Below are 18,532 nucleotides of genomic sequence, written 5' to 3' on the forward strand. Positions count from 1 at the left end.
ATTAAGCCAAGGGCCCGGTCATATCCTCGGGACGCACCCACTGATCGAAATCTTCCGCAGAGACATAACCCAGGCGGACAGCTTCCTCTTTGAGCGTAGTTCCGTTCCGGTGAGCCGCATTGGCGATCTCGGCAGCTTTATAATAACCGATCTTCGTATTCAAAGCGGTTACCAGCATCAATGAATTGTCGAGCAATTCCTTAATACGCGGCCTGTTAGGCTCAATGCCCGATACGCAATGGATATCGAACGACAGGGCAGCATCTCCCAAAAGTTGTGCACTCTGAAGGAAGTTGGCTGCCATCACCGGTTTAAAGACATTCAGTTCAAAATGGCCCTGCATGCCTCCTACGGTAATTGCCACATCATTTCCCATTACCTGGGCGCATACCATGGTGAGCGCTTCCGACTGGGTCGGATTCACTTTCCCGGGCATGATAGACGAACCGGGCTCATTCGCGGGGATAATAATCTCACCGATACCACTCCTGGGCCCCGAGGCCAGTAGGCGGATATCATTAGCTATCTTGTTAAGCGATACAGCGACCTGTTTCAGTGCTCCATGTGTTTCCACAATGGCGTCATGTGACGCAAGCGCTTCAAATTTATTCGGGGCAGTTACAAAAGGAAGGCCGGTAAATTCGGCAATGTAACGGGTTACAGTCACATCATAGTCCCTGGGAGTATTTAATCCCGTTCCTACAGCAGTACCACCCAAAGCAAGTTCAGCCAAATGCGGCAAGGTATTTTCAATCGCACGGATGCCATACGCGAGTTGTGCGGCATATCCGCTGAATTCCTGTCCCAATGTAAGGGGAGTGGCATCCATAAGATGTGTCCGCCCGATCTTCACCACATCCGCCATCTCTTTCGATTTGGCGGCCAATGCTTTCTGCAGTTGGCGCAATCCGGGAAGAGTCACTTCTACTATCTTTTTGTAGCAGGCGATATGCATTCCGGTTGGGAAAGTGTCATTCGACGACTGCGACTTGTTCACATCATCGTTGGGTTGTAATGTTTTTTCACCCTCTCCGATCGTCTTCCCTGCCAGTTGATGGGCACGGTTGGCAATTACTTCGTTTACATTCATGTTGCTCTGCGTCCCCGACCCTGTCTGCCAGATAACCAGCGGGAACTGGTCATCGAGCTTGCCCTCCAGAATTTCATCACATACCTGCGCAATATAATCGCGTTTCTCCTGCGACAACACACCCAATTCATGGTTGGCATACGCCGCTCCCTTTTTCAGGTAAGCAAATCCGTAAATGATTTCCTTCGGCATGGAAGCGGGACTTCCAATCTTGAAATTATTGCGCGACCGCTCGGTTTGCGCACCCCACAGCTTATCGGCAGGTACCCGTACCTCGCCCAGCGTATCCTTTTCAATTCTGTAATTCATAGATCCATGCATTTAATATTTATATAAATTTTCTTACCCTTTCCAATCCTTCACCCTCCACACATTCACAAGCAGTATCTTTCCTCTTTTCCCAATTCGGCAACCAGAAAAATAAATAAATCCCCCAGTTATAATCACTATCTGCAAAAATATAAAGAAAAAACGGCATCGGAAAACTACTACCATTTCATGCTATATCATCACATAAATATACTCATTTTAGGGGATGGTTTTATAATGAAAAAAAATGTTATTTTGAAGTTTCACTTAGAAACTGTTTTGAATTTTTTCATCCATTGTTTTTTAGTAATTTTTTGATGGATTTGGATTTTCATTTATTGAAATGTAGCGGGCTACTTGAAAGAAATGAAAGTTCAAAGGCGCAAAAAAAGGCAAAAAACAATATGAAAGAGCGGAAAAATAAGTGTGAAAAATTACTCATAAAATTCAAAACAGTTTCTTATATCGTAATATCTAATTAATAATCAACAAAAAGCTGTAAATTTACAGTTTTAATCATAATAGAATAATCGTATGAAGCAGTTAACTTTTATTTTAGTGGCATTTGCCTTCTTTGCCGCGTCCTGTAACAATGCGGGACAAACACAAAAGAGCAGTGAAAGTAAAGAGACCGTGGCGGAAACCGGAGCGATTGTCTTCGATGCCGACTCCCTTTATGCCGTAGCCGAATCATTGATAGATGAACCGGTGGCAATCAAAGGGTATGTAACCCATACCTGTGAGCATTCAGGTAAACGCTGTTTTCTGACCGGAGAGGGACAGAAGTATTCAATCCGGGTAGAAGCCAAAGGGGACATAGGGTCATTCGACAAGGAATTGGTCGGTTCACAATTAAAAGTAAACGGTATATTGCGAGAAAGACGACTCACCGAAGTTGAAATAGCAGATATGGAAAGTAGTGTCAACGAAAAACTGACGAAAGAAGAAGCTTCTGCTGAAACTTGCGAGGCAGAGTTGGCCAATATCAACGAGATGAAAGATTGGATGAAAGCCCGGGGCAAAGATTATTACTCGATATATTATGTAGACGGGTTGAACTATGAAAAAGTTCACAATTAGTCCAAAAATAAGAAAATGGATACGAATCCTACATCGCGACATCGGGTTCGTAATGGTAGGACTCTCCCTCGTTTATGGAATTTCCGGTATTCTGCTCAACCATATGGATCACAAAGACCCTTCATATAAAGTTGAGAATAAGAGCCTGACTTTCACCAAAGGGCTCACAACGGAAGAGTTCACACAAGAATGGCAATCCGAACCCGACAGGCCCGGACTGAACAATATCGGCGAAACCACAGGAAAATACAGGTTAATGCTGCAGGGCGGTATCGGAGAATATGACCCACAAACAGGTATAGCTCAATACCAGATAAGCAGGAAAAAACCGATTGCCTACTGGGTGAACCGGCTCCATTATAACCGCGTCAAAGGGTGGTCGCTCATGGCCGATATATTCGCCGGATCACTGATCTTTCTGGCCGTATCAGGACTGTTTATGGTAAAGGGAAAACATGGCATCACGAAAAGAGGGAAATGGTACCTGGTCATCGGCCTGCTTATTCCTATCTTATATATATTACTGGCAGGATAAGAAGGCTTAAAGCGACGACGAGCCCCATTATTTAGAAACAATATAAATAATTAAAGCAAAAAACCTTATCTTTGCAAGCCGAAATAAGAAAATCAAACATTAATGCGCCTTTCAGAATTACAAACGGGACAAAAAGCATACATCGTAAAAGTAAATGGTAGCGGGGCTTTCAGGAAACGTATCCTCGAAATGGGGTTCATACGCGGAGAGGAAGTCAAATCAATACTGAACGCTCCATTAAAAGATCCCATCAAATATGAGATCATGGAGTACGAGGTATCGCTACGCCGGAGCGAGGCGGTAATGATTGAAATTTCGATGCTGGCAGGGGACGCAAGGAATGATGCCTTACATAAAGAAGAAGCGCTACTCGAAGAAGTATTCGCTTCAGAAACAGAAGAAAACAATAATGGAACTGAAACCAGGGCATCTCTTCAAAGGCATGACCGGCCTCATCCCGAGAAAAGAATAAGAGTTGCGCTTCTGGGAAATCCCAATTCGGGAAAAACCACCATTTTCAATCTGGCTTCCGGTGCACACGAGCATGTGGGTAATTACAGTGGTGTGACTGTCGACTCGAAAGAGGGCACCTTGCGCCACAACGGCTATGAGTTCACACTGATAGACCTTCCCGGCACTTACTCGTTATCGGCATATACCCCCGAAGAATTATTCGTCCGGAAACATATACTGGATGAAAAGCCTGATGTGATTGTGAACGTGGTATCGGCATCGGCGGCAGAGCGAAATCTCTATCTTACCACGGAACTGATTGATCTGAAAGTGCCGATTGTGATCGCCCTGAACATGTACGACGAACTGGAAGAGAGCGGCCGTACATTCGATTACGAGACGTTCGGATCATTGATCAATATTCCTATGGTACCCACCGTAGGCAAAAGGGGTGAGGGTATCCCCCAATTACTCGAAAAAGTAATCGATATCTACAAACAGGAGGAGTTCGATTATGTGCAGATCCCCTATGGACGGGTGTTGGAGAAATCCATCGGCATCATGGAGCGGGAGTTCAAAAATGTGGAACCCACACTGTATGCCGGATGGAATATGCCGCTACGGTATATCTGCGTCAAATTGCTTGAAGGTGACAGGGATGTAGAGAAGCGTGTCCGCACATTGCCCCAACAGGAACAGATCTTCTCCCGCAGGGATAAAGAACGGATTTACATTGAAAAGTTACTCCGGGAAGATCCGGAGTCTGCTTTTACCAATGCCCGGTACGGTTTTATCGCCGGTGGACTCAAAGAGACACTTACGGAAAAGACCCAGTTCTCTGAAAAAACAAAATTACTTGACGCCCTCGTAACCCATAAATACATCGGGTTCCCCCTCTTTTTCCTGTTTTTATGGGTCATGTTCGAAGCCACTTTCCGTCTGGGCAATTACCCTATGGAATGGATCGAGTGGCTGGTGGAACAACTGGGTAACCTCGTCAGGGGCAATATGCAGGAGGGACCATTAAAGGCACTGGTTGTAGATGGTATCATCGGAGGTGTGGGAGGCGTCATCGTCTTCCTCCCCAATATTGTGATATTATATCTTTTCATCGCCTTTATGGAAGACTCGGGCTATATGGCACGCGCCGCTTTCATCATGGACAAACTGATGCACAGGATCGGCCTGCATGGGAAATCGTTTATTCCCCTCATCATGGGGTTCGGTTGTAACGTCCCGGCCATTATGGCCACACGCACCATCGAAAGCAGGAGCAGCCGTATGATCACCATGTTCATTGTGCCGTTTATGTCTTGCAGCGCCCGGTTACCTGTCTATATTCTCTTCGTGAGTGCTTTCGTACCTAAATACGGGGGGCTGGTAATGCTTGGATTATACGCTTTTGGTATTTTGATTGCCGCACTCACGGCAAGAATACTCCGGAAGACAGCCTTTAAAGAAGAGGAAACACCGTTTGTGATGGAACTGCCTCCTTACCGGATGCCGACCACTAAATCGATCATCACCCATATGTGGGACCGGTCGAGCCAATACCTGCGGAAAATGGGAGGCCCGATCCTGATCGCCTCCATCGTGATATGGTTCTTAGGATATTTCCCCCAGAATGCGGAGAGAGACGCCGCGTTCGACAGTGAGATCGCCATGGTCGATGCACAATACGATCGGAGTGAAATAAGCGACGAAGAGAGGGAGGAGAAGACAACAGAGATAGAACATCTCCGCAATACAACTCATCAAGAGAATTCCTATATCGGGAATATCGGAAAGTTCATTGAACCTGCGATGCGCCCGCTCGGATTCGACTGGAAAATATCAGTGAGCCTGCTATCGGGAATGGCAGCCAAGGAAATCGTCATCTCCACCATGGGCGTACTATACACCGGTGATAGTGAAGACCAGCAATCATTGCAGCACCGGCTAAAGGCAGAGTCTTATGCGGACGGATCGCCCATCTTCACCCCTCTTGTGGTAGCCGGTTTTTTGCTCTTTGTATTGATTTACTTCCCCTGCGTAGCCTCAGTAGTAGCCATCAAAGAGGAGTCGCATTCCTGGGGATGGGCACTATTCAGTGTACTTTACTCTACAGGCCTCGCCTGGTTTATAGCATTCCTGGTATACCAGATAGGAAACCTGTTGATTTAGGAGCTGCATCTAAAAACTTTTCCTGTTATAATACTGTTTAAAAGGCATGGATATACAACTTTTCATCGTTATTATCATCGGTATCATTGTAGGGGTCATCCTCATACGGGCAATCTATCGTTTCTTTTTCACCGAAAGAGACCACTCCATCTGTGGCGGCTGTACCGGATGTGATATACACAAAGAATAGGCCCGCCATCTTAATCGATAATAGAGATACAAAAGCGATCCCTATCTATTCTACAGGGATATAAATCTCCGTTTTCAACTTTTCCGGGATCGTTTTACCGGGATGGTTGAGGTACTTTTCAAAACAATGATAATCCCTTAGTCCCAGGTTGTTCTTTCATGATTGTATATTCTTTATTCGTTCTATAATCTATCGGTGAAATACCATACTGTTGCCTGAATGCTTTCGAAAGTGAAGTAGGCACATCATAGCCTACCCTATAAGCGATTTCGGAAACGGACATATTCGTATATCGCAGTAATTTGGCGGCTGTTTCCAATCTTATCCGGACAATATAACTCCCGATAGGTTCACCTATCAAAGCACGGGTTATCCGATGGAAGTGATAAGGAGAGAAATGGCTTATTTCAGCCAGTTCGGATAAATCAATCGGTTTATCCAGATTATTATTGATATAATCCTTAATGATATTGATCTGCCTTTGGTATTCTTCTGTCGTTGAAGTTCGCTGTTGCATATCGATAATTTATTTTCTGCAAAAATAGGATATAATATTATATATATCCTTTCCGATCTTGCTAACATCCGATAAGAGTTATCTTACATATAACTGACGCTGATATACAGATGCCTGTTCCGGACACAATTCTCCCCCGTTATCCCAGTAAATCCGAACCTGTGGTAAGTATATCACATCCTTCGGATAAGGATTTACCGGGTCGGGATAATAGATCCCTTCATACATGATGTCTTCCGTCAGGGAATATTCCGAAGGAAGTATTCTTCTGATCGATACTTTATCTCTCATATTTTCTTTCCGATATAGAACACGTAGCCATAAAAGCTTTTATACTTATCATACAACTGCATCTCATGGCGTTGGTTTGAGATAAGCTCCCCTGCTGTTTTATTTCCTGCATACTTTGTAAGGAATTTCTCCTGTGCTGCAATTTGTGGAGCATAGAAGTGTTCCGTCCAACAGGTTTCGGGCAGGATAAAGGTACTGACAGGGATATACCCTGCTTCCTGCATTTGGGCAACTTTATTCGGAATGGTATCTATTTCGGGATAAGCATCCATCCAGAAATCATTGATTTCAGCCGGACGTTCACCGGTAAACCATGATGCTTCCGAAATGGCAATATAACCGCCCGTTTTCAGAAACTCCCGCCATTCGTTCAATCCCCGTTGAAAACCTATATTGTAAATCGCGCCTTCCGACCAGATCAGGTCTAATTCTTCCTTCTGAAAAGGAAGGTTATCCATTGAACCGACGATTCCCTTAACCCTGTCTTGGAAATTGAACCGTTCGGCATTCCGGTTAAAGATACGGATAAACTCAGGAAAGAGATCTATTGCAACAATTTGCCCCGGAACATGTCCGGCCAATGTCATTGTTTGTCCACCCGTACCGCAGCCGATATCGGCAATCCTGGATTCATCCGTAAGATTGTTGATAAAGCTTAATGCTTTTAGGGTTATTTCGGGACTGCCCGGTCCCTGACGTTCTACATTTGAAAAATATTCGCAGATTAAATTAAAATCGAATTCGTGAATTGACCGATTAAGCGAGGACGGAGCGAGTTCACTCGGTTCGTCGAGCGTGAGGTCATTGGAGCGTAGCTCAATTGTTTTAATATTTTCGTTACTCATGATGTTTAAATTATTAATGGGATGATGCCGGAACAGGGATTATAGCACCTGCCGCCGTATCAAAAATCTGTTAATATATAAATATGAAAATAACTCCGGCAAGAATATGCCTGAGTGTAACTTAAGGGATAACCTTGCAGGATAGCAAGGTTATTTACTTCACGGACTCCTTCTTAAATTTAAACATCCAATTATTTTAACGGGGTAAAGATAATACATTTTTTCTTATCATTTTATCGCATTAAAATTAATTTCCGCCTTGCGAGCCTGCGAGTGTTGTAAACGACGGTTTATGTGGTATAGTTTTCCGTCTTTGACGAACCTGGCTCCGGTTTGTTTGAACCAGAACGAAACATTCTGTCCGGCACACAGGTTGCGTAAATCTATGATCCAATCGAAATTACAGGTACGGGCACCGTATCCCGATTCCCCTCCGGCGACCACTTGCTCGACCCATGAACCTATATTGTATGAGGATAAATCTATGTGTTCCAAAAGCGGTTCACAAATAATGATTTTGTGTTTTATGGGTACCGTTTTATAGATAGGCAGGCGATAATCCGCCCTGTCCTGATTCTCAACCGTACAACAAATGGTTACATGATCATAGCCGTCGCCCCAATCTTCAGGCAATGATTCATGCAAACGGTCGATACGCTTGGTGATCATCATAAATTTCAAATCATTTCGAAGACGTATCATTTCCCATGCTTCCACACGCCAGGGATCGGCATCCTCCAAAAAGAAGTCGGAAGTGAAACAAGTGTAAACCATCGTTCCCGAAGGGATTTTGTATTCTCCGTTCCGCTTTTTCTGCACAGGTAAATCGAAATTCTTTGTTTTGGTAATAATACTACTGTCAACGTCCCGTTTTGAATCACCCCGGTAAACATAGCAATGCTTACAACCGGCGCTTAGCTTATGGCAGCCATGCCACAGGTTCCACATCTTCGACTTGGGTTCGATAGCGTTCGTGGTCATTCGAACAGTGTTATTGTATAATCGAACAGTTCCATTCCTCCGTATTTGCCATGTCCGGGGATAGCGATTTTAGTGCCCGGATATTTTGCTTTGACGCGCTTTACTGTTTCAGGCCATTCGTCAGGATTCGCTTCCGCAAGGTTTCCTTTTCCAGCCCCAACTTCTTTGATAAGGCAGCCGCCAAACATAATATCTTCCAGAGGGAAATATCCGATAACATTATCACAAGTATGTCCTTCCCCCAAAAAATCCACATATACTCTTTCTCCCCCTACTTCCAATTCGAGGAATGGATCGAATCCCTGTTGTGGAACCGGAAGTCCATCCTTTTTTGCTATTTGGATTGTTTTCTGATAGGCATAAGAAGGTATTCCTTGGCTATGGAACTTATCCAATCCCCCTAAATTGTCGATATGATAATGAGTAGGAATAATTGCCTTGATTTTGCATTTTAGCGTGCTTGTTATCCAATCAATCAGTTCAGAGGAAGATTCGTTATCGGTTGGCGTATCAAAAACAACAGCTTCGTTTTTGTTGCAAACAATCATTCCGTTGCATGGGACTTTCCCGAAACTTTCGGTCTCAAGATAGGATATATGCTCATAAACATGTGCTGAGATTTGGGTTATCAACAACTTTTCCGACTGATATACTTCCTTTTTTGATGCTGCTTCTTTACATCCTAAGAGGATAGTACTTAAGATAAATAGTGATATAATTCCGCCGATTGTTTGTGTTGCATCTTTCATAATTTATACAATTTATTCGCTAATATTCCTCTCTTTTCTACGAGTTCATTCAAATCATTTGAAGTGAGACACAATTCGTCTGCATAGAATTGTACCGCTTTACTCTTTGTTCCAGCGTTTTAGTATTGATAAAAACTCTCGAAGCATCGGGCGCGCTTCATCGGGTGTAAAATTATTTCCCGTCTCTTTATTCCAGTGATCGAGATACTCCAGGTTCGTCTCCACCATCTCTTCCATGGTTACATCACGGGTAAAAGTCCCGTTCTGATAGCAGTAAATGCAATACTCTTCATTTCTTGTCCCGTCGGCATTCGTGCCGAAATCTTCTGCGGATTTCATATTCATACCGCAACTTTGGCAAATTTTTTCTTCCATGATTAATTGAATTTATTGTGGGTTATAATCTGCAAATCCTAATCTGTTACCCGAAGGATCGGTAAACTCGACAGCCCAACCGATACGGATGCGGAACAATAAGGATATCCCTCAGTTATTTTGTTGATTTCGAGATTCATATTTTACAATTCTATCTGATATATCCTTGATTCTTCATTCCAAGGGTGATACCCCTGTCCGATATACTTGAATCCAAATTTCTCATAATAACCGACATGAACGGTAGATAAGTATAATTTTTTGAATCCGAATCTTTTAGAATCATCTTTTGCTTTGTTAATCAGAAGTTCCGCATAGTTGTTTCCTCTTTGTTGTTCCGAAATAAACACTGCGCAAATCCACGGATACAAATCCATCCGACTGATAAAATCGTTTGTGATTAGTCCGGCACATCCTATAATCTCGTCTTCTTGTTGCAGCAAATACCATTGTGGCAGAGGATTTTCCGCGTTTATACTGTGGCTTATACTGTCTTCATACATAATCGGCGATACCGTAACCCAGCTTTGCTGGAAAAAACGAACCGCTTTTTCCTTGTATTCGGGATTTTCCCGAACCGATATAATTTTCATTTATATTCTGATTAATCCGTAATAATGCAAATCTATGACTTTACCGTTTTTAATGGCTGCGTGTTTCAGAACAGCTTCCCTTTCAAATCCGGCTTTTTCCAGAACCCGCTGCGAAGCTCTATTAAAATCGAAAACAGGTGCGTACAACTTCTTTATCGGAAAATGAGAGAAAGCGTAATCAACCATTTCTTTTACAACATTTGTCATGATTCCTCTGTTCCAGTAACATTCTCCCAACCAATAGCCGATTTCGGCGCTTATCCGTTCTACATCTGAGTTCAAAACTATTCCAATTCCTCCGACAGCTTTTCCGCCAACGTCAATCGCAAAATCAGTAAAGGGTGGTTCTTTGCTTAAAACCATATTGATAAACTGCTCCCCATCCTCAACCGTATATGGGTAAGGAAAATAATCCCTTACATTGTTCCAAATGTTTATATTATTGGCATTTTCAGCAATAGATATCTTGTCTGATAAACTCCATTCCCTTAGTAGATAGTTTTTATACATACTTTTTATCCATTTGTCCGGAAAGAAATATCTTCTCCTCTTGCACGGGCCTCCCTAACCATCTGTTGGTATTCTTCCGGCAACGATTCGATTGGCATAATCATATCATCAATCATGACAAACTGATTCAATGGGTTACTATCAACCATATGTCCGGTCGCAAATTCATTATTGAAGATTCTGTCCAATTTCAGCATATCCCGGATCAATTTAGACTTGGCTCCTACTGTTGAGCTTTTTGTGCCGAAATAATTATGAATATCACTTGATGGAATATAGGGCTCAAAAGATTTGTCGAAAAGGAAGTTCAGATTACCAATCGTATATATGACAGAGGCTGCCCATATCTCCATTTTTCCGGTCAAGAAAGGGACATTTCTCTTACGCCCTAATTTTTGAACCAGCTCAATACAAAGTTGTTTATATTCCTCATTTAGTTTCTCCTGACAGAAATTAGAGACCAGCTCGATCAATTCCTCTTCTTTTTTTCTTTTGATTTGTTTTGTGTCCATATATTATACCTTATAAATAATTTTGTAAAAGCATTTTAGAGTTTACGAACGCCATCCCAACTTGATGTCACAAATTGTGACTTCAAGTTTTGAAACTCGTTATCAGTCAATATTAATATTTTCGTTTAAGATCACAAATTGTGATTTATACTGTCAGATAACTTTTACTCGTCTTTTCTATCTTTTTTCTTGTTAGCCTTTCTTTCCAATTGCTTAATCGTATCCAGATAGGCTTGCTCAACAGGAGATACAGTTTTCACTTGATATTTTCTGTACTCAGCTTTTGCTTTCTCCATCGCTTGTTGATGGCTGATGCTACCGGCATCGGTCAATAACTTTTCTCCGGTTGAAGAAAGAATATTATCCAACTGATTAACGTAGTCCGACATATACATTGGATTACGCCGCATAGCTTGAATTTCCGCAAAGTCGAAATACCCGGAAACAAGATTGTTCAATATTTTAAGCTCGTCAGCCGTCAGGTAATTTTTTGCAACAGTTATATCTTTGCTTGTGGGAAGATCTCCAGAGAATATAGTCAGCCCCATGAACGGTTTGTCAGAATCTGCCCGTTCGTAGATGACTTCTGCAGCGGTATGTCCATGGGCCGCGAAGTGTAGCTTATTTTGTACAATTTTGAAGAATTGGATGGAAACATCAGATTTTGGATCATAATCCACACTTGTCGCATAAAGGTCGAGCACCTGGCGATAAAGCACTTTCTCGGAAGAACGAATATCCCGGATCCGATCGAGCAGTTCTTTCCAATAACCTCCGCCACCTAATTGCTTCAGGCGTTCATCATCCATCGTAAAGCCTTTGATAATATATTCTTTAAGCCGTTGGGTAGCCCAAATGCGGAATTGTGTACCCTGAAGCGATTTAACCCGGTAACCCACCGAAATAATAACATCCAGGCTATAGTGGTTAGTATCGTATTTTTTACCATCCGCCGCAGTTATCCGGAAATTCCGGACAACTGAACTCTCATCCAACTCTCCTTCCTTAAATATATTGCCAATATGCTCTGATATTGTCCGCTTGTCCTTTCCAAATAATATCCCCATTTGGGACTGTGTCAACCAAACGGTTTCATCTTCTAACCGGACATCAATTTTGATGCTGCCTTCTTTGTTTTGATATATGAGTATATTACTATTCATATCGCTTTTTCTACTTTTATGTTAGGACTTAATTTACCTTCAAAGATAAGGATCTTAGAAGAGCCATATTTTTTACATTTTGGCGGAAATATTCTTACCGACTGCAATAAACAGCTAATTTACAAAATAATAGCCCGTCCGTTTTCCACTTTCATATAACCCCGCTCTATTGCTTCACGTATGCCCTTACGCATAGCATAATCAACAATATTCCCCGTCCTGGTAAAACCGAAAAGTTGCGCTGTAATACGTGACAAATCTTTTGTCGGGAGGCTGATTTGTGATCTCAATAAATATCTCATCGCATTCGCCACTTCATCAGGCGCCAAATCATGCGCAATACGTTCCGATACCGGCCTGAAAGTATCGTATGAAATCATCTGCTCTTCACTTCTCCAAAAGAAGAAAGATCCGTGGCCTCTTTTTGGATAGTGTTCAATCTTATTGAACAATTCATTAAAATAGGCATCTATCCGTGATCCTAAACGGGAAATTCCCCAGGAATTAAGCACACGCTTACACAGCAGAGAACGGCTTATTGGCGCTTCTGCTTCAAGTACCGTTTGGATTTGCCTTAAGATATAGTCCTCATGGTGAGGAAGAAGAAATGATTCTGAGGGAAATGGCACTTTTGGAAGATTTGCATACACATATGTATCATGTATATCGGATTCTTCTGTTTTTATTGGCTCTTCCCGCATTACGGTTGACGCTTCTTTCATCACAACCGGCTCTTTCGCCATTGTATTTGGTTTTTCCGGCATCACTCCCCGATCCGCAAAATTATTTTTGATCAGCCCCTCTTCATCTCCTGCCAGAACCAATCCTTTTCCATCTTGTTTTTTAGCTATGACCGGTTCAGAGATTCCCTTTTTAGCTTTTTCGATGGCAGACTCAATCATGATCATTACTTTCGAGGGATTCTCCCACCAATCGAGCGTCCATACACGGCATATATTCCATCCCAACATGCGCAATACACTGTTCTGCACAATTTCCCTATCCCTGGTGGTTTTTGTCCGTCTATAATTTTCGCCATCACAAATGATACCTAAAATATAGTTACCAGGATTATTCTTATCCACAACGGCAATATCAATCTTATAGCCGGAAGTACCGATATTTGTATGCACCTCATATCCTATTTCCCTTAATTTTTCAGCAACAAGATATTCAATTGAAGCATCCTTGGACATAGCTAACTGTCGCTCCCTATTGAGTCGCTCTCCCTTTTCCGCAAAATCGAGAAAACGTTTCAGGCTTTTGACACCTATGGCAGAGGTGCGATTCAAATCGATCTGATCGGAACGCAGTGATGAGAAAATGATCATTTCATACCTTGCGCGGGAGACAGCCACATTCAGACGCCTCTCCCCTCCATTACGGTTTAATGGCCCGAAGTTCATACTCACCCGGCCTTCCGCATCCGGGCCATATCCCACGGAAAACAGAATGACATCGCGTTCATCACCCTGTACATTTTCGAGATTCTTAATGAACAGGGGCTCTTTGCATTCCAGGGCAATAGCCTCTAAATCGGGTCTGAAAACAAACAGATCTGACAACAGGTCTTCAATAAGATTCTGTTGCACTGCACTAAAGGTAACTACTCCAATACTTTTTTTTCTTAACTCCTCATCGGACAAACGACGTTTGATCTCATTGACTACGGCTTCGGCCTCATTTCTATTCTGCCGGCTTCTCCCTTTGTCATAGAGCCCATCGATATGAACCATGCGGACTTTCGATTCGATATTATCAGGAGAAGGAAAAGTAAGCAGTTTATTATCATAATACTCCGAATTGCTGAACGCTATCAGGCTTTCATGTTTACTACGGTAGTGCCACAGCAGATAGCGGGAGGGTATAGAAAGCGCCAAAGTATCGTCCAGGATACTCTCCAGATCTTCTTTATCCAGATTATCCTCATCCACGTTATTGACAGAGAAAAAGTTTGTCGGAGGCATTTGCTTGGGATCACCTACAATGATCATGTTCTTTCCCCTGGCAATAGCGCCCACAGCCTCATACGTCGGCATTTGAGAAGCCTCGTCGAAAATGATCAGATCAAACTTGTCGGCATCGGGATTGATATATTGCGCGACCGAGATCGGACTCATCAGCATGCAAGGACACATGCGTGATAATAAAGTAGGAATCTGATCGAACAGGTTGCGGATGGACATGCCACGCGCATTATTCCTGATACTGCGTTGCAATATTCCCACTTCTGAATTTTGGGTAGCCTCAATAGTAAACGAGGGGATATTCGCGGCCAATCTGGCATATAATTCTTTCCTGGTGATTTCTGCAAAATTATCGTTCAATTCCTTGTACTTTGAAATCACATCATTGAATAATTCTCCTTTAAAAAGTTCCAATCCCGGCTCCTGCGCAATAATATAGTCAATAGCCGCATGATAGAATCCTTTCAAAAAACTGTTTTTTAATTGATGCGTCGGAATATTCTTCTCCCTGTATTCATCAGCGACAAATCCAATTTGAAGTCCGGCCGCCCTCTCTTTTGCAGTGAGCCACTGACACCAGTCTTTTAGCTTGTCGATATGGGAAAGCCAACTATTTAACCGGGATAAAGCGTTGTCTAACCACAATGCATCATTGCCCATTAGCACCGTATCGTCCACATTCAATACCCTCGACATTTCGGATAATACATTCTCCAATTTCAACAACAACACGCTACATTCATTGAAAGATTTCTCATGTACTTTCCTAAAAGTATCTATCCCGCTCACTAACTGCCTGGCGATATTTTGCTTCAGTTCATTGGCTTTCACGATATCGTTCGTAAAAACAAGCACAACATTGTCCAATAAAGAGAAATCGTTGATTATTTGAAGGATCGTTTCCCATTGTTCATTTTCCGGTTTGGCAAACTTTCCGAACAGCGAGTGCAACTTTGAGGAATAGTCATTCACTAATTTCCGTTCCTGCTGGTATTGGATAATGTTTGTAAGTGTGTTCTTTATATCGATATGTTTAATAGTGCCGACATCAATATATAATTTCAATTGACCACGCACCTTCTTTTGTCCCAAAATCCGGGGGATATACCATTTATTGGCGGCCATATTCCATGCATTCAATAGAGATCTGGCATCGATAGTAAGGATATCTTCGCTGAAATACTGTCGGATTTCTTTTTTATATCGGTCACGCTCCTTTCCATGCACTACCACTTCTCTACATTCCGTGAACAGCTCTTCCGGCGTATGTTCGTGCAATAAAGCAGGTGTCAACCCGGGTATTTGAAGTAAAACAGCGAAAAGCGTTGCCGCGCTGTCAAACTGCCCCCGGGTATATTTTGTTTCAGGCGTATCTCCTGTCAGCGTACTTAATAGCGTTGTTTGCTTTTTCAGATCCGAAAAAACCTTAATGGCCTCCTGTAAGACAACAGAAGCTTTCTCTTTTGCTTCAGATGTATATCTTGACAGGTTGATGCCGGTCAGAGGATGGTCATAAGGATGTCCGCAAGCATTGCCAATGCTTACCAGCAAATCGACCATATCCTGCCACTCAAGCAGTTTCTCTTCTGTCAGGCCGGGAAACAGGTGTGAAGGAAATTTTACCTCCTGATCCGTCTCTGTATGTAAATAATTTGTGATAGCCCGGTACAACGATAACCCAAACGGATACTGCTTATGCAATGCATCCACGTATACATTCAGGTTTTTACGCAGTTCGAATAAACGTTTGGCATCCCGGTCGAAATTCTCAGGAGAACGGTGTTTCACAATTTCAGTCGTCCTTTTCAACTGCGACAGGACATCTGTCTTCTTCGCTTTATTTGAATGAAGTTCCAGACAGAAAGGAGCCAACCCGATAGCCTCCAGGCGGCTTTGCACAACCGATAACGCGGCCATTTTTTCTGCAACGAACAATACCCTCTTCTTCCGGTATAAGGCGTTCGCTATGATATTGGTAATGGTCTGCGATTTCCCTGTCCCGGGAGGTCCATGCAAGATATAGGTTTTATCATTGACGGCTTCATAAACGGCTTCCAACTGGGATGAATCGGCGCTGATAGGGAGTACAATATCTGCCGGACTCAACGTTTTATCCAAATCCGACGCATTGGTCACTCTGTCATCCACATCGAACTCAATTTTCCCGTTGACCAGGCTCTGTACCAATTTATTCCGTAGCAACTTATCCGAGTTATTGTGGATATCATTCCACATAATGAATTTATTGAACGAGAATATACCCAGAACAGCCTGTTCTTCCACATCCCATTTTGGCAGGTTTTTGATGCTGCTCCTGATGATAGAATAGATAAGCCTTACATTCACGCCACTTTCATCCTGCGGGAGTGGTTCCAAACCAGGCACATTGATACCGAAATTTTGCCTGAGCATCTCAAGCAAAGTGATGTTCAGCATAATATCTTCTTCCCGCGAACGAATGATATACCCTTTGGCAGCCGATTTCCGAATCATTTCTACGGGGAATAACAATATTGGAGCATAACGCGGACGTTCACTACTGGGAGTCTCGTACCAGCGAAGTAACCCGAGCGCCATATAGAGTGTATTGGCTCCATTTTCTTCAATCGACAATCTGGAGGAACGGTACAAATGCTTTAATGACTTATCCAATTCCGATTCTGTCAGGTAGGTCCTTAATCTCTTCTGATCCATTTCCGATTTGATCAACTCAATAATTGGATCGGAAGAGGCCAGAGAATGATAGACTCCAAAATCATATAACGGATTGTCCCAGTCTGTAGGTTTCGGCATGAGCCTGAACTCACTCCCATCGGCTAAGGCATCTTCAAATTTATCTAAATCGGCTGAAATTAATTGAAGTGTATTTCTCGTTATTCTGGTGTTCAACAGATTATTTCGCAAGCTCAAATCCAATAATTTTCGTTCCCACATCAATTGCTTGGTAACTTGGATATCAGTGGAAAGATTGGATAAATCATATGGATTAATCGCTTCCGGATTAACAATTTCCTTTTCTATAAATGGGGCTTCGCTCTCTTTTATCTGCCAATGCTCACCATTCAAAACACGTTGCGGCAGAGGCCGTACTCCCGAATACCGGGAACGTTTCACATCCAAAGCCAAAACAAAATCACCAATTCGTTTGACAGCATCGTGTGCCTGCTTTACCGCCTGGTCGAAAGTAGCGTCATTTCCCTTATTCATACAGGTAGTTTCCACCAAGATAATCTCATTGACCCCTTCGGCTGTTCTTTTTGTCAGGAACGAACAATCATCAATCACGCTATCAGGAAAAGTGTCCGGCACGAGCCACGCACCTGCAAAGGCGTGTCCCCGGGTAACAACAATCAAGGGATGGATACCAATCGCTTCCAGACAAGAAGCATACAATAAGGCCATGTCCAGGCATGTCCCCAGTTTCTGCGATGTCACACTATCTACCATTCTAATGCGCTGTCCATACTTCTCAAAACTTGCCGGAACCGAGCTGTATATGATACCTTGTTCCGCAATGGCATTATAGACAGCCGCCATCTGATTCTTTACCCGGTTGGGATTCCTGCTCTGGTATTCGTCAAGCGCCGGATTGCCCGTCATCTTTTCCAAAATATCAGCCACCCTTCTCTGTATGGGAATAACAGCAGGGTGGTTAGGAGTGACAAAAGCAGACAGCATCTCCGGCAGGATGGAAACCCCGCTCCACTGATCAAAAGCCAATACGTCGATAGGATAATCCTCCTTGAAAATAATCTCATCCTCCAGTTTAATGGTTAACGAAATATTCCCGGCTATCCGCTCGGTGAGTTGAATAAAAAAATTGGTCGACAATTTTAGTTTCAGGTCATCAATCCGGGCTGTATGGTTGGCAGGAATTTCCTCTAACAGATAAGGTACTGTCTCGGCAAAATCGGGTTCGGTAGCCAGTTCCACACGGATATTGCTTAACGGCTTTCCTGAAATATTTTCAATGGTGAAAGCACGAACGACAGAAACACGATTCTGCTGAAACGCGAAATTGATCACAGGAAGATAGACGAATTCCACCTTTATTAAATTAGATCTTTCACTCATATTAGCATTGGTATAAGAATATATCGCTATTGTATTTTTTTATTTGATATTCAAAGGTAAAAATTTTAATGAGGATTCAGAGGTAATAAACAAAAAATCATACTCTCCATTCTACTTCATTTGCACATATGGAGT

At 42.8% G+C, this 18,532-nt stretch carries 16 protein-coding genes; 3 read left to right on the forward strand and 13 right to left on the reverse strand.

Translation table 11 applies throughout. From position 1 onward, the window contains the following. Position 1: 1 nt before the first annotated feature. Positions 2-1,399: a class II fumarate hydratase gene (gene fumC / locus PSM36_RS15550; RefSeq protein ID WP_076931689.1), complete on the reverse strand. Its 1,398-nt coding sequence runs from the start codon at positions 1,397-1,399 to the stop codon at positions 2-4. A 534-nt stretch (positions 1,400-1,933) separates the two neighbouring features. On the opposite strand from fumC, the gene PSM36_RS15555 reads away from it, so the two are divergent. From PSM36_RS15555 to feoB, 3 genes are all read left to right on the forward strand, one after another. Continuing rightward, positions 1,934-2,479 carry a hypothetical protein gene (locus PSM36_RS15555; protein WP_076931690.1) on the forward strand — a complete coding sequence of 182 codons (546 nt, stop codon included), beginning with the start codon at positions 1,934-1,936 and terminating at the stop codon, positions 2,477-2,479. After that, on the forward strand, positions 2,460-3,014 hold the full coding sequence (locus PSM36_RS15560; protein ID WP_076931691.1) for a PepSY-associated TM helix domain-containing protein: 555 nt from the start codon (positions 2,460-2,462) through the stop codon (positions 3,012-3,014). Before PSM36_RS15555 ends, PSM36_RS15560 begins: the two co-directional genes overlap by 20 nt. Before the next feature lie 102 nt (positions 3,015-3,116). After that, positions 3,117-5,630: a ferrous iron transport protein B gene (gene feoB, locus PSM36_RS15565; RefSeq protein ID WP_076931692.1), complete on the forward strand. Its 2,514-nt coding sequence runs from the start codon at positions 3,117-3,119 to the stop codon at positions 5,628-5,630. A 37-nt stretch (positions 5,631-5,667) separates the two neighbouring features. Here feoB and PSM36_RS17450 read toward each other — a convergent pair whose 3' ends face one another. The 12 genes from PSM36_RS17450 to PSM36_RS15620 all read right to left on the reverse strand — a co-directional run bounded on the left by PSM36_RS17450 (position 5,668) and on the right by PSM36_RS15620 (position 18,397). Further along, positions 5,668-5,829: a hypothetical protein gene (locus PSM36_RS17450; protein WP_154671048.1), complete on the reverse strand. Its 162-nt coding sequence runs from the start codon at positions 5,827-5,829 to the stop codon at positions 5,668-5,670. 109 nt (positions 5,830-5,938) lie between these two features. Beyond that, the gene (locus tag PSM36_RS15570) at positions 5,939-6,337 is read right to left on the reverse strand and encodes a helix-turn-helix domain-containing protein (protein WP_076931693.1); all 399 of its coding nucleotides are present in this window, start codon (positions 6,335-6,337) and stop codon (positions 5,939-5,941) included. A gap of 78 nt (positions 6,338-6,415) precedes the next feature. Beyond that, positions 6,416-6,628 carry a hypothetical protein gene (locus PSM36_RS15575; protein WP_076931694.1) on the reverse strand — a complete coding sequence of 71 codons (213 nt, stop codon included), beginning with the start codon at positions 6,626-6,628 and terminating at the stop codon, positions 6,416-6,418. Continuing rightward, on the reverse strand, positions 6,625-7,473 hold the full coding sequence (locus tag PSM36_RS15580; RefSeq protein WP_232001471.1) for a class I SAM-dependent methyltransferase: 849 nt from the start codon (positions 7,471-7,473) through the stop codon (positions 6,625-6,627). Before PSM36_RS15580 ends, PSM36_RS15575 begins: the two co-directional genes overlap by 4 nt. 228 nt (positions 7,474-7,701) lie before the next feature. Further along, positions 7,702-8,454, reverse strand: a complete 753-nt coding sequence (locus tag PSM36_RS15585; RefSeq protein ID WP_076931695.1) for a DUF5131 family protein — start codon at positions 8,452-8,454, stop codon at positions 7,702-7,704. Continuing rightward, positions 8,451-9,203, reverse strand: coding sequence for a subclass B1 metallo-beta-lactamase (gene bla, locus PSM36_RS15590; RefSeq protein ID WP_076931696.1), 753 nt, complete (start codon positions 9,201-9,203; stop codon positions 8,451-8,453). Before bla ends, PSM36_RS15585 begins: the two co-directional genes overlap by 4 nt. Positions 9,204-9,302: 99 nt before the next feature. After that, the gene (locus PSM36_RS15595; protein ID WP_076931697.1) at positions 9,303-9,578 is read right to left on the reverse strand and encodes a zinc ribbon domain-containing protein; all 276 of its coding nucleotides are present in this window, start codon (positions 9,576-9,578) and stop codon (positions 9,303-9,305) included. Positions 9,579-9,721: 143 nt separating this feature from the next. Beyond that, positions 9,722-10,171 carry a GNAT family N-acetyltransferase gene (locus PSM36_RS15600; RefSeq protein ID WP_076931698.1) on the reverse strand — a complete coding sequence of 150 codons (450 nt, stop codon included), beginning with the start codon at positions 10,169-10,171 and terminating at the stop codon, positions 9,722-9,724. Continuing rightward, positions 10,172-10,681 carry a GNAT family N-acetyltransferase gene (locus tag PSM36_RS15605; RefSeq protein WP_076931699.1) on the reverse strand — a complete coding sequence of 170 codons (510 nt, stop codon included), beginning with the start codon at positions 10,679-10,681 and terminating at the stop codon, positions 10,172-10,174. A 5-nt stretch (positions 10,682-10,686) separates the two neighbouring features. Next, complete coding sequence (locus PSM36_RS15610) at positions 10,687-11,193, reverse strand: DUF6398 domain-containing protein (protein WP_076931700.1); 507 nt, start codon at positions 11,191-11,193, stop codon at positions 10,687-10,689. 164 nt (positions 11,194-11,357) lie between these two features. Further along, positions 11,358-12,356 carry a virulence RhuM family protein gene (locus tag PSM36_RS15615; protein WP_076931701.1) on the reverse strand — a complete coding sequence of 333 codons (999 nt, stop codon included), beginning with the start codon at positions 12,354-12,356 and terminating at the stop codon, positions 11,358-11,360. 119 nt (positions 12,357-12,475) lie between these two features. Next, positions 12,476-18,397 (reverse strand): DUF3320 domain-containing protein, encoded by a 5,922-nt coding sequence (locus PSM36_RS15620; RefSeq protein ID WP_083711096.1) that lies wholly within the window; start codon positions 18,395-18,397, stop codon positions 12,476-12,478. Positions 18,398-18,532 lie beyond the last annotated feature (135 nt).

The sequence above is a fragment of the Proteiniphilum saccharofermentans genome (assembly GCF_900095135.1).
In the GTDB taxonomy this organism is placed as follows: Bacteria; Bacteroidota; Bacteroidia; order Bacteroidales; family Dysgonomonadaceae; genus Proteiniphilum; species Proteiniphilum saccharofermentans.